This window comes from Streptomyces gilvosporeus, from assembly GCF_002082195.1.
GTDB classification, from domain to species: Bacteria; Actinomycetota; Actinomycetes; order Streptomycetales; family Streptomycetaceae; genus Streptomyces; species Streptomyces gilvosporeus.
Window position 1 is genome coordinate 6,713,953 of the sequence record NZ_CP020569.1, and the last position, 12,471, is coordinate 6,726,423.

General features: G+C 71.0%; 12 protein-coding genes. 10 read left to right on the forward strand and 2 right to left on the reverse strand.

Features of this window, described 5'->3' with window-relative positions:
• Positions 1 to 35 precede the first annotated feature (35 nt).
• The gene (locus B1H19_RS29995) at positions 36 to 776 is read left to right on the forward strand and encodes a hypothetical protein (protein WP_083107843.1); all 741 of its coding nucleotides are present in this window, start codon (positions 36 to 38) and stop codon (positions 774 to 776) included.
• A gap of 21 nt (positions 777 to 797) precedes the next feature.
• Here B1H19_RS29995 and B1H19_RS30000 read toward each other — a convergent pair whose 3' ends face one another.
• Positions 798 to 1,241 carry a DUF3093 domain-containing protein gene (locus tag B1H19_RS30000; protein ID WP_083107844.1) on the reverse strand — a complete coding sequence of 148 codons (444 nt, stop codon included), beginning with the start codon at positions 1,239 to 1,241 and terminating at the stop codon, positions 798 to 800.
• 58 nt (positions 1,242 to 1,299) lie between these two features.
• Between B1H19_RS30000 and B1H19_RS30005 the strand changes: the two genes are divergently transcribed.
• The 7 genes from B1H19_RS30005 to kdpC all read left to right on the forward strand — a co-directional run bounded on the left by B1H19_RS30005 (position 1,300) and on the right by kdpC (position 8,111).
• Positions 1,300 to 1,893, forward strand: coding sequence for a PaaI family thioesterase (locus B1H19_RS30005; RefSeq protein WP_083107845.1), 594 nt, complete (start codon positions 1,300 to 1,302; stop codon positions 1,891 to 1,893).
• Positions 1,890 to 2,411, forward strand: coding sequence for a dUTP diphosphatase (gene dut / locus B1H19_RS30010; RefSeq protein WP_083107846.1), 522 nt, complete (start codon positions 1,890 to 1,892; stop codon positions 2,409 to 2,411). Before B1H19_RS30005 ends, dut begins: the two co-directional genes overlap by 4 nt.
• A 1-nt stretch (position 2,412) precedes the next feature.
• Positions 2,413 to 3,192 (forward strand): DUF3710 domain-containing protein, encoded by a 780-nt coding sequence (locus B1H19_RS30015; RefSeq protein ID WP_083107847.1) that lies wholly within the window; start codon positions 2,413 to 2,415, stop codon positions 3,190 to 3,192.
• 321 nt (positions 3,193 to 3,513) lie between these two features.
• Entirely contained in the window at positions 3,514 to 3,603 is a 90-nt protein-coding gene (gene kdpF, locus B1H19_RS30020; protein ID WP_016575741.1) for a K(+)-transporting ATPase subunit F, read from the forward strand.
• Positions 3,604 to 3,610: 7 nt separating this feature from the next.
• A complete protein-coding gene (gene kdpA, locus B1H19_RS30025) occupies positions 3,611 to 5,287 on the forward strand; it encodes a potassium-transporting ATPase subunit KdpA (protein ID WP_083107848.1) in 1,677 nt (558 codons plus the stop codon).
• Positions 5,284 to 7,428, forward strand: a complete 2,145-nt coding sequence (kdpB, locus tag B1H19_RS30030; RefSeq protein ID WP_203237259.1) for a potassium-transporting ATPase subunit KdpB — start codon at positions 5,284 to 5,286, stop codon at positions 7,426 to 7,428. The genes kdpA and kdpB overlap by 4 nt, the downstream gene beginning before the upstream one ends.
• 20 nt (positions 7,429 to 7,448) lie before the next feature.
• Positions 7,449 to 8,111, forward strand: a complete 663-nt coding sequence (kdpC, locus tag B1H19_RS30035) for a potassium-transporting ATPase subunit KdpC (RefSeq protein ID WP_203237260.1) — start codon at positions 7,449 to 7,451, stop codon at positions 8,109 to 8,111.
• Positions 8,112 to 8,203: 92 nt separating this feature from the next.
• Here the strand turns inward: kdpC and B1H19_RS30040 are convergent, their stop codons facing one another.
• The gene (locus tag B1H19_RS30040; RefSeq protein WP_083107850.1) at positions 8,204 to 8,737 is read right to left on the reverse strand and encodes a GNAT family N-acetyltransferase; all 534 of its coding nucleotides are present in this window, start codon (positions 8,735 to 8,737) and stop codon (positions 8,204 to 8,206) included.
• Positions 8,738 to 8,977: 240 nt separating this feature from the next.
• On the opposite strand from B1H19_RS30040, the gene B1H19_RS30045 reads away from it, so the two are divergent.
• The gene (locus tag B1H19_RS30045) at positions 8,978 to 11,530 is read left to right on the forward strand and encodes a sensor histidine kinase (protein ID WP_083107851.1); all 2,553 of its coding nucleotides are present in this window, start codon (positions 8,978 to 8,980) and stop codon (positions 11,528 to 11,530) included.
• Between the two features lie 121 nt (positions 11,531 to 11,651).
• Positions 11,652 to 12,335, forward strand: a complete 684-nt coding sequence (locus tag B1H19_RS30050) for a response regulator (protein WP_083107852.1) — start codon at positions 11,652 to 11,654, stop codon at positions 12,333 to 12,335.
• Positions 12,336 to 12,471: the final 136 nt, after the last annotated feature.

The following is a 12,471-nucleotide window of genomic DNA, read 5'->3' on the forward strand; positions in this document are numbered from 1 at the left end:
CGGCAGGCGCACGACCACGCGAGGAATCCGCGCCCGTGCCCGCCGACCCGACCGCCCTTCCCCCGGAACGCACGACCGGCACACCGCAGGGGCGGGGCCGCACGGCCTCGCTCGCGGCCGGGGCTGACCACGGTGTGGTCCGCGGGGGCAGGCTGCGCGCAGGACTCGCCGCGGTCGCCGACCGGATCATCGATACCGCCCCGCGCATCCCGGTCCGCGACCTGGCGACCTTGCGCGCGCAGTTCCCCGGCCTGACCCCCGAGGAACTGGCCGACGAGCTGGTCGAGGGCGCCCGAAAGGCCACCGCCACCGTCGGCGCGGGGATCGGCGCGGCCGCGATGCTGCCCGTCCCGCCCGCGATGCCCTACGAGCTGGCCGCCGAGATCATCGGCGTCGCGTCCGTGGAGCTCAAGCTGATCGCCGAACTGCACGAGGTCTACGGTCTGCGGCCCCCGGGCGGCCGCAGGCAGCGCGCGATGGCCACCGTGACGGCGTGGACCGAGGAGCGGGGCGTCGAGATCGCCGACCCCGCCGCGCTCAATGCCGCGCTCGGCGGGCCGATGCGCCGGGAACTGCGCCGGCAGGTCATGAAGCGCACCCTGCGCAATCTCCCCAACCTCATGCCGTTCCTGGTGGGCGCCGCCGTGGGCGCGGCAGTGAACCGCCGCGATACCGGAAAGCTTGCGAAAAAGATCCGTAAGGACTTGCGGTCCCGGCAGGTCCCCTGGGACGCCCTCCCGGACGCCCTCCGGTCCGGGCCGCCGCCCCGCGACTGACCCGCGCCCGCCGGCCGAGCCTCAGGCCCGTGCCGCCGCCAGCGCCGCCACCAGCCGCTCCGGGTCCCGCGTCGAGAGATAGGCGTACGGCGTCGGATCCTCGGGATCGGTGATCTCCACCCGCACCGCGGTACGGATATAGCCGCGCAAGAGCATGAAAGCCCGTGCATCGGCCTTGTACGTCCGCCAGGCCGCCGCCTCGTCCGCGTCCAGGGCCTGGGCCTCGCCCAGCGCCGTGAGCGGGATCTTGGCGTCCCCCGCGAGCAGCGCACCGCCCACCACCCGGATCCGCGGTGAGCCGTACGAGCTGACCGCCACCGCCGCCAGCGCCCCGCCGCCGATCAGCCCGCCGAGCATCGGCAGGGTCCCCAGTGGGAAGAGGATCAGGGCACAGGAGACGCCGACCAGCGCGGCGATCGCCCACCAGGACCGGGGTGCGGTGAGACGTTCTTCGTACGACTGCATGGCTCCAGCTTGGCACGGCGGCGCAGGCCCCTTACGTGCGCGGGTAGGGTCTGCACTCGTGAGTGGAACTGACGAACCCAGGGCGCGGCTGACGCCGCCGAAGGACGCCGCCGCTCCGGTGCGGCATCCGCAGGCGCCCGCACCCGGAGAACTCCTCGGTGCGCACTACGACCGGTGCTTCGGCTGCGGCACGGGGCAGAGCCACGGCCTGCACCTGGAGGCACGGGCCGGCGAGGGCGTGAGCGTACGGGCCGAGTTCACCGTCAAGGAGGCCCACCAGGGTGCGCCGGGCCTGGCGCACGGTGGCGTACTGGCCACCGCGCTGGACGAGACGCTCGGCTCGCTGAACTGGCTGCTGCGGGTGATCGCGGTGACCGGCCGGCTGGAGACCGACTTTCTGCGGCCCGTCCCGCTGGGCACCGTGCTGCACCTGGACGCGCGGGTCACCGCGGTGCACGGCCGGAAGATCTACTCCACGGCCGAGGGGCGGATAGGCGGCCCGGACGGCCCGGTCGCGGTGCGCGCGGAGGCCGTCTTCATCGAGGTGAAGGTCGACCACTTCATCGACAACGGAAGGCCCGAGGAGATCCAGGCGGCGATGGCCGACCCGGACCAGGTCAAGCGAGCACGTGCGTTTGAGGTGAACCCGTGAGTCAGGTACGGAATCCGGTGGATGTGCTGCTGCGCCGGCTGGATGCGCAGGTGCCCGTGCCGTCGTACGGGCATCCGGGTGACGCGGGCGTGGACCTGGTGACCACCGAGGCCGCCGAGCTGGCGCCGGGGGAGCGCGCCGTGCTGCCCACCGGGGTGTCGATCGCGCTGCCGGACGGGTATGCCGCGTTCGTACACCCCCGCTCCGGGCTTGCCGCCCGCTGCGGACTGGCCTTGGTCAATGCCCCCGGGACGGTCGATGCCGGGTACCGTGGGGAGATCAAGGTGATCGTGGTCAATCTGGACCCGCGCGAGAGTGTGCGGTTCGAGAGGTATGACCGGATCGCCCAACTGGTCGTCCAGCAGGTCGAGAAGGTGCGCTTCCACGAGGTGGCGGAACTTCCCGGCTCCGCGCGGGCCGAGGGGGGATTCGGTTCCACCGGCGGTCATGCGGCGGTGGGTGGCTCCACGGGCGGGAATGGATACGCATCGGTCGGATCCGACCGGGAAGGACAGTGACGTGTTCGGACGTCGCAAGAAGAACGAGGCTCACCCAGAGCCGGTGCAGGACACCGCGTTCGCCGAGGAGTCGACTGTGCGCGACGGCGACGACGAGGCCGGGGAAGACGAGGCGGGCGAGCGGCGGATCGGTCTCCCGCCTGCGCCCCGCCCCGACGGTCCCTGGGACTCTTCGGAGGTCACCAGCCCCGGCGAGGGCCGGGTCGACCTCGGCGGTCTGTTCGTGCCCGGTGTCGAGGGCATGGAGCTGCGGGTGGAGGTCGCCGGTGACGCCATCGTCGCCGCGACCGTGGTGCTGCAGGACAGCGCCATCCAGTTGCAGGCCTTCGCCGCTCCCAAGAACGAGGGCATCTGGGGCGAGGTCCGCGAGGAGATCGCGGCCGGCATCACCCAGCAGGGCGGGGTCATCGACGAGGCCGAGGGCCCGCTGGGCTGGGAGCTGCGCGCCCAGGTGCCCGTACAGCTGCCCGACGGGACGAACGGCGTGCAGGTCGTGCGCTTCGTCGGCGTCGACGGTCCCCGGTGGTTCCTGCGCGGGGTGATCTCCGGCCAGGGCGCGGTGCAGCCGCAGGCCGCCGGGGTGCTGGAGCACATCTTCCGGGACACCGTCATCGTGCGCGGCGAGGGCCCGATGGCGCCGCGCGACCCGATCGTCCTCAAGCTGCCGGACGACGCCCACATGGTGCCCGACGGCGTCCAGCAGGAGGCCGCGGAGCCGTCCCGCTTCGGCGGCGGCGTCGAGCGCCTGGAGCGCGGACCGGAGATCACCGAGATCCGCTAGTCCGTCCCCGGCCGGGCGCTGCAAACGCGCCACCGCAACGGCCGGGCCGTACGCCCGCGAGGGCCCGTACCCCTGGAGAAGGGGTCCGGGCCCTCGCTGTTTGTGCAGGTCAGGCCGGAACGCGTAGGGATTCCGTCAAGGGGGCGCTAATGGCCGTAAGGGAGGCGTCAACGGCGCTCACAACCGGTCATGGGGACGGTTTGCTTTGGGGGTCCCATTCCCCGTCATCTAGGAGCACACGATGGCCGACGTGGCCTTCGTCGTCGTCACGCTCGCGGTCTTCGCGGTGGTGGCACTCGTCGCCAAGGGGGTGACGAAGCTGTGACCATCGAGAACATCGTCGGCCTGATCGTTGCCGTCGCCCTGCTGGGATACCTGGTCCTTGCCCTCGTTTTCCCGGAGAGGTTCTAGCACGACTATGAGCCCCATCCTCGCAGGAGTGCTCCAGCTGATAGCGCTCATCGCGGCGCTCGCCCTGGCGTACCGCCCCCTCGGCGACTACATGGCCGCCGTCTACAGCTCCCCCAAGCACCTCCGTATCGAGAAGGTCATCTACCGCTGCATCGGCGCCAACGCCGACGCCGAGATGCGCTGGCCCGCCTATCTGCGCGGCGTCCTGGCGTTCTCCCTGGTGGGTGTGGTCTTCCTCTACCTGCTCCAGCGCCTCCAGGGCGGGATGCCGCTGTCCCTGGGCTTCGCGTCGATCAGCCCGGACCAGGCGTTCAACACCGCCGCGTCCTTCGTCGCCAACACCAACTGGCAGTCCTACAGCGGCGAGCAGGCCATGGGCCATGTCGTCCAGACCGCCGGTCTCGCGGTGCAGAACTTCGTGTCCGCCGCCACCGGCATGGCCGTCGCCGTCGCCCTGGTCCGCGGCTTCGCCCGGTCGCGTACGGGCGACCTCGGCAACTTCTGGGCCGACCTGGTGCGCGGCACCGTGCGCGTGCTCGTCCCGATCGCCGTCGTCGGCGCCGTCGTCCTGGTCGCCTGCGGTGCGGTGCAGAACTTCGCCGGCATCCACGAGGTCGGCCAGTTCATGGGCGGCCACCAGCAGACCAACGGCGGTGCGATCGCCTCCCAGGAGGCCATCAAGGAACTGGGCACCAACGGAGGCGGCTACTTCAACGCCAACTCCGCCCACCCCTTCGAGAACCCCACCGCCTTCACCAACCTCTTCGAGATCTTCCTGATCCTCGTCATCCCGTTCGCGCTGACCCGCACCTTCGGCAAGCTCGTCGGGAACGTGAAGCAGGGCTACGCGATCCTCGCCACGATGGGCGTCATCTGGCTCGGTTTCGTCGCGCTGATGATGTGGACCGAGTTCGCCCACGGCGGCCCGGCGCTCCAGGCGGCCGGCGCGGCGATGGAGGGCAAGGAGACCCGCTTCGGCGTCGGCTCCTCCGCGATCTTCTCGGTGTCGACCACGCTCACCTCGACCGGTGCGGTGGACTCCTTCCACTCCTCGTTCACGGCCTTCGGCGGCGGCATCCAGCTGCTCGGCATGATGCTCGGCGAGATCGCACCCGGCGGTGTGGGCTCCGGCCTCTACGGCATGCTCGTCATGGCGATCATCGCGGTGTTCATCGCCGGCCTGATGGTGGGCCGGACGCCCGAGTACCTCGGCAAGAAGATCGGCACCCGTGAGATCAAGCTCGCGGCCTGCTACATCCTCATCACCCCGACGCTGGTGCTCGGCTTCTCCGCGGCCTCGATGGTGCTGCCGGACGCGCTGGGCTCGATGCTCAACACCAAGGCGCTGGGCGCCGGAGCGCACGGCTTCTCCGAGGTGCTCTACGCCTTCACCTCCGGCGGCAACAACAACGGCTCCGCCTTCGCCGGACTGAACGCCAACACGCCCTGGTACAACACCACGATCGGTCTGGCGATGCTGCTCGGCCGCTTCCTGCCGATGGTGTTCGTGCTCGCCCTGGCCGGCTCGCTCGCCGAGCAGCAGCCGGTCCCGGAGACCGCGGGCACCCTGCGTACCGAGAAGCCGCTCTTCGCGGGGCTGCTCGTCGGCACGATCCTGATCATCACCGGTCTGACCTACTTCCCGGCGCTGGCCCTCGGGCCGCTGGCGGAGGGTCTGTCATGACCGCCCCCGTGAAACCGGAAGGGCCCGGCTCCATGGCCTCCAGTTCGACAGCCACTCCGACGCGCGCTCCGCACCAGGACGTCCCCACCGGGCACCAGCCCGGCGACGGCCGCGTGGGCGGCGGTCTCTTCGATCCCAAGCAGCTGATCAAGTCCTTCCCGGACGCGATACGCAAGCTCGACCCGCGGGTGATGGTCAAGTCCCCCGTGATGTTCGTGGTCGAGGTCGGCTCCGTGCTGACCACGGTCTTCGCCGTCACGAAGCCCTCGGACTGGTTCGGCTGGGCGATCGCGGCCTGGCTGTGGCTGACCGTGATCTTCGCCAACCTCGCCGAGGCGGTCGCCGAGGGCCGCGGCAAGGCGCAGGCCGACACCCTGCGCAAGGCCAAGACCGACACTGTCGCGCGCCGGCTGAACGGCGACGCGGAGGAGCAGGTTCCCGGCACCGAGCTGCGCATCGGCGACCTGGTCGTCTGCGAGGCCGGCGACATCATCCCCGGCGACGGTGACGTCGTCGAAGGGGTCGCCTCCGTCGACGAGTCGGCGATCACCGGTGAGTCGGCGCCGGTCATCCGCGAGTCCGGCGGCGACCGCTGTGCCGTCACCGGTGGCACGAAGGTGCTCTCCGACCGCATCGTCATCAAGATCACGACGAAGCCCGGCGAGACCTTCATCGACCGGATGATCAACCTCGTCGAGGGCGCCGCACGGCAGAAGACCCCCAACGAGATCGCGCTGAACATCCTGCTCGCCTCGCTCACCATCGTCTTCCTGCTGGCGGTCGTCACCCTCCAGCCGTTCGCGATCTACGCGGGCGCCGAGCAGCCGATGATCGTGCTGCTCGCGCTGCTGGTCTGCCTGATCCCGACGACGATCGGTGCGCTGCTGTCGGCCATCGGCATCGCCGGTATGGACCGGCTGGTGCAGCGCAACGTCCTGGCCATGTCGGGACGGGCGGTCGAGGCCGCCGGTGACGTGTCGACGCTGCTGCTCGACAAGACCGGCACCATCACCCTCGGCAACCGCCAGGCCGCCGAGTTCGTGCCCGTCCGCGGCACCACCGAGGCCGAGGTCGCCGACGCCGCCCAGCTCTCCTCGCTGGCCGACGAGACGCCCGAGGGCCGCTCCATCGTCGTCCTGGCCAAGGAGAAGTACGGGCTGCGCGAACGGCACCAGGGCGAGCTGGTGGACGCGGAGTGGGTGCCGTTCACCGCCCAGACCCGGATGTCGGGGGTGGACGTCGACGGGCGCAAGGTCCGCAAGGGCGCGTCCGGTTCGGTCATCGCCTGGGTGCAGGAGCGCGGCGGCGAGGTCGCCGCGGACGCCCAGCAGCTGACCGACAGCATCTCGCAGGCCGGCGGCACCCCGCTGCTGGTCGCGCTGGAGGACGAGCGCGGCCCGCGCGTCCTGGGCGTCATCCACCTCAAGGACGTCGTCAAGGAGGGCATGCGCGAACGGTTCGTCGAGCTGCGCAAGATGGGCATCAAGACCGTCATGATCACGGGTGACAACCCGCTGACGGCCAAGGCCATCGCCGACGAGGCGGGCGTGGACGACTTCCTCGCGGAGGCCACGCCCGAGGACAAGATGGCGCTCATCAAGCGCGAGCAGGCCGGCGGCAAGCTGGTCGCGATGACCGGTGACGGTACGAACGACGCGCCCGCGCTCGCGCAGGCGGACGTCGGCGTGGCGATGAACACCGGTACCTCGGCCGCCAAGGAGGCCGGGAACATGGTGGACCTGGACTCCAACCCGACCAAGCTCATCGAGATCGTCGAGATCGGCAAGCAGCTGCTGATCACCCGGGGCGCGCTGACCACCTTCTCGATCGCCAACGACGTCGCGAAGTACTTCGCGATCATCCCGGCGATGTTCGCGGTGGCCTACCCGGGCCTGGACTCCCTCAACATCATGCGGCTGTCCAGCCCCAACTCCGCGATCCTCTCGGCGATCATCTTCAATGCGCTGATCATCGTCGCCCTGGTGCCGCTCGCCCTCAGGGGCGTGCAGTACCGGCCGGTCAGCGCCGACAAGATGCTGCGTCGCAACCTCGCCGTCTACGGGCTCGGTGGCCTGATCGCGCCGTTCATCGGCATCAAGCTCATCGACCTGCTCATCTCCCTCATCCCCGGGCTGCACTGAATTAGGACGTGCTGATCGTTATGAACAACTCGGTAAGCAACACCGCCCGGTTGCTCGGCGCGGGACTGCGCGCCCTGCTCGTCCTGACCGTGCTGTGCGGGGTCCTCTACCCGCTGGCCGTCACGGGAGTGGCCCAGGCGGCATTCCCCGACCAGGCCAACGGCTCGGAGGTGAGCTCCCACGGCAAGGTCGTCGGCTCCTCGCTGCTCGGCCAGCGCTACGACAAGGGCACGGACAAGGCCGGCAACCCCATACCGGACCTGCGGTTCTTCCAGCCGCGCCCCTCGGCGGGACTGGGCAGCAACAAGACCAACGGGGTCAACACCCAGTACGACCTCCAGGTCTCCGGTGCGTCCAACCAGGGCGCCACCAACACCGACCTCGTCAAGGCGGTCAAGCAGCGCAAGGCATGGGTCGCCAGGACCTACGGCGTGCCCGAGTCCAAGGTCCCGGCGGACGCCGTCACGTCCTCCGGCTCCGGGCTGGACCCCGACATCTCGCCGGAGTACGCCCGGCTCCAGGCCGACCGGATCGCCAAGGAGAACGGTCTTCCCGCGGCTACGGTGCGCAAGCTGGTCGCGGATCACATCAGCGGCCGCGCCCTCGGCTTCATGGGCGAACCGCGGGTGAACGTCCTGGAGTTGAACATCGCGCTCAAGGACCTGGTGCACGGCCGCGGCTGAGTGCCGGCGCAGCGGTGGCGGCCCCCGGGGAGCTTCTCCCCGGGGGCCGCTGCATGCCGTCGCCGGGCGCCGCGTCGCCGGCGGGGGAGCGGCTACCAGACATCTCCCTCACGCCAGTCGCAGGTGAGGGCCGCATCCAGGTCGAGCGGGGTCGCCGCCGTCGGCAGGACATAGAGACCGCCGTCCTCTTCGGGGGTGCGGCGGATGCCGGTCGGGCTCAGGGTCCAGGAGCTGCCGCGCCACCGCTGCCAGCCGCGCCCCGCGTAGAAGCCCGCGGCGGCGTCGCCGGCGGACAGGGCGCCGAGGTCGTAGGCGCCGCGTATCACGCGTTCGAGGGCGCCGAGCAGCGCCCCGCCGTGGCCGCGGCCGCGGCGGTCCGCGCGGACGGCGACGCCCTCCACATAGCCGCAGCGCAGCGCCCGGCCGCCGTGCACCAGGCGGCGCTGGACGACGGCGGCGTGCCCGATGAGTGCGCCGTCCGCGTGGAGGAGCGCATGGATGCCGCCGAGCGCGTGTTCCCAGTCCTCCTCGGTCAGGTCGTCGAAGGCGTCGTCGAGCAGCGCACGGGCCGCGTCCAGGGTGGCGGCGTCCAGATCGGCCGTATGGGCGGTACGTAACTGGGTCATGCGGAAAATCCTCGCAGCCGGTCCACGGGCACACGACGCTCTTTCGGCCGACCGGCCGCGGCATTCCGGACGGCCTCGGGCCCGTCCGGCCCGCGCCCGGGGCCCGCCCGGCCGCCGTATCAGAGTCGTGTCAAGACCGGACGCAAAGCCGTCACCTGCGGCTTTTTTCCCCTTGTGGGTCTGTAGGGTCGTAACAGGCCCAGCCCGGTGGGGGCGGCCTTCACGTAAGACAATGGGGCCATGGCACGCGGCAAGCTACGGATATATCTCGGCGCGGCACCGGGCGTCGGCAAGACGTACGCGATGCTGTCCGAGGCGCACCGGCGCATCGAGCGCGGTACGGATCTCGTGGTGGGTTTCGTCGAGCACCACGGCAGGCCCCGTACCGAGGTGATGCTGCACGGGCTGGAGCACATCGCGCGCCGCGAGCTGGCCTACCGCGGCACCTCGTTCACCGAGATGGACGTCGATGCGGTACTGGCGCGGCGGCCGGCCGTGGCGCTGGTCGACGAGCTGGCCCACACCAACGTCCCCGGTTCGCGCAACGGCAAGCGCTGGCAGGACATCGAGGAGCTGCTGGAGGCCGGGGTCGATGTGATCTCGACCGTCAACATCCAGCATCTGGAGTCGCTCGGAGACGTCGTCGAGTCGATAACGGGAGTGCGCCAGCAGGAGACCGTGCCCGACGAAGTCGTCCGCCGGGCCGACCAGATCGAGCTTGTCGACATGTCGCCCCAGGCGCTGCGCCGCCGTATGGCACACGGCAACATCTACACCTCCGACAAGGTCGACGCCGCGCTGTCCAACTACTTCCGGCCCGGCAACCTCACCGCGCTGCGCGAGCTGGCGCTGCTGTGGGTCGCCGACCGGGTGGACGAGTACCTCCAGGCGTACCGCGCCGAGCACTCGATCCGTTCGACCTGGCAGGCGCGCGAGCGCATCGTCGTCGGCCTGACCGGCGGCCCCGAGGGCCGTACGCTGATCCGCCGCGCGGCCCGGATGGCGGCCAAGGGGTCCGGCAGCGAGGTGCTCGCCGTCTACATCGCCCGCAGCGACGGGCTGACCTCCGCCTCGCCCAAGGAACTGGCCGTCCAGCGCACGCTGGTGGAGGACCTCGGCGGTACGTTCCACCACGTCATCGGCGACGACATCCCGTCGGCCCTGCTGGAGTTCGCCCGCGGGGTCAACGCCACCCAGATCGTGCTCGGCTCCAGCCGCCGCAAAGCTTGGCAGTACGTCTTCGGCCCGGGCGTGGGCGCCACCGTCGCCCGCGACTCCGGACCCGACCTCGACGTCCACATCGTCACCCACGAAGAGGCCGCCAAGGGCCGGGGGCTGCCGGTGGCGCGCGGGGCGCGGCTGGGGCGGGCGAGGATCATCGCCGGCTGGCTCGTCGGAGTGGCCGGTCCGGTGCTGCTCTCGCTGCTGCTGACCGGCATCGACACCGGCCCGGGGCTGGCCAACGACGTCCTGCTCTTCCTGTTCCTGACGGTCGTCGCGGCGCTGCTCGGCGGACAGCTGCCGGCGCTGGCCTCCGCCGCCGTCGGTTCGCTGCTGCTGAACTTCTACTTCACGCCACCCACCCACACCCTCACGGTCAGCGACCCCAAGAACATCGTCGCCATCGCGATCTTCTTCGCGGTTGCGGTGTCGGTCGCCTCGGTGGTGGATCTCGCCGCCCGCCGCACCCACCAGGCCGCCCGGCTGCGCGCCGAGTCGGAGATCCTCTCCTTCCTCGCGGGCAGTGTGCTGCGCGGCGAGACGACGCTGGACGCGCTGCTGGAGCGGGTTCGGGAGACCTTCGCCATGGACACGGTGGTGCTCCTGGAGCGCGGCAGCGAGGTGGAGCCGTGGACCTGCGCCGGCCGGGCGGGCAGCGGTGACAGCCGGCCGCCCGCGCGCCCCGAGGACGCCGATGTCGACATGCCGGTGGGCGACCACATGGCGCTGGCGCTGACCGGGCGGGTGCTGCCCGCGGAGGACCGCCGGGTGCTGGCCGCGTTCGCCGCCCAGGCCGCCGTCGTCCTGGACCGGCAGCGGCTGGTGGGCGAGGCGGAGCGGGCCCGCGAGCTGGCGGAGGGCAACCGCATCCGTACGGCGCTGCTGGCCGCGGTCAGCCACGACCTGCGGACCCCTCTGGCGAGCATCAAGGCCTCGGTCACCTCCCTGCGCTCCGACGACGTCGCCTGGTCCGAGGCGGACGAGAAGGAGCTGCTGGCCGGCATCGAGGCGGGCGCGGACCGGCTCGACCACCTGGTCGGCAACCTCCTGGACATGTCCCGGCTCCAGACCGGCACGGTCACCCCGCTGATCCGCGAGATCGACCTCGACGAGGTGGTCCCGATGGCGCTGGGCGGCGTACCGGAGGGCAGCGTCACCCTCGACATCCCTGAGGAACTGCCGATCGTCGCCGTCGATCCGGGTCTGCTGGAACGTTCGGTCGCCAACCTCGTCGAGAACGCGGTGAAGTACAGCCCGGAGGGGAGGACGGTGCTGGTCTCGGCCAGTGCGCTCGGCGACCGGGTGGAGCTGCGGATCGTCGACCGCGGGCCGGGCGTCCCCGACAGCGCCAAGGACCGGATCTTCGCCCCCTTCCAGCGCTACGGGGACTCCCCGCGCGGCGCCGGCGTGGGCCTGGGCCTGGCCGTGGCCCGGGGCTTCGCGGAGTCGATGGGCGGCACCCTGGCCGCCGAGGACACCCCCGGCGGCGGCATGACCATGGTGCTCACCCTCCGGGCGGCGGCCGGCCATCCAGAGGTCCCCGCCGACCTCCCGGCCCGGGCCGTCACATGAGCCCGATGACCACGACAAGCGTGACCACGCTGACCATGACGGCGGCGGACCGCGACGCGGAGAGACCGCGCCGCCGGGTATCCGTGCCGCCGAGAAACCTTGACGACGAGGGAGAACGCCAGTGAACCGGGTGCTTGTGGTCGATGACGAGCCGCAGATCGTCCGCGCCCTCGTGATCAACCTGAAGGCGCGGAAGTACGAGGTCGATGCCGCCCCCGACGGGGCCACCGCCCTCAAGCTCGCCGCCGCCCGCCACCCCGATGTCATCGTCCTCGACCTGGGCCTGCCCGATATGGACGGGGTCGAAGTGATCAAGGGGCTGCGCGGCTGGACACGGGTGCCGATCCTGGTGCTCTCCGCCCGGCAGACCTCCGACGAGAAGGTCGAGGCGCTGGACGCGGGGGCGGACGACTACGTCACCAAACCGTTCGGCATGGACGAGCTGCTGGCCAGGCTCCGCGCCGCGGTGCGCCGGGCCGAGCCGACCGGACCGGCCGAGGACGAGGTGATCATCGAAACGGACGGTTTCACCGTCGACCTGGCCGCCAAGAAGGTCAACCGCAGCGGCCGCGACATCCGGCTGACCCCCACCGAATGGCACCTCCTGGAGGTCCTGGTGCGCAACCAGGGCCGCCTGGTCAGCCAGAAACAGCTGCTCCAGGAGGTCTGGGGACCCTCGTACGGCACCGAGACCAACTATCTGCGGGTCTACATGGCCCAGCTCCGCCGCAAGCTGGAGAGCGATCCGTCGCATCCCCAGCACTTCATCACCGAGCCCGGGATGGGGTATCGCTTCGAGCAGTGAGGGGCGAGTGTTGCGGCCGGGGGGCCGGGGGTTGCCCCCGGGGGATGCAGCATCACCGAGCCTGGGATGGGGTATCGCTTCGAGCAGTGAGAGGCGGACGGCGCCCCGGCGGCTCCGTACGGACCGGTGCCGCCTT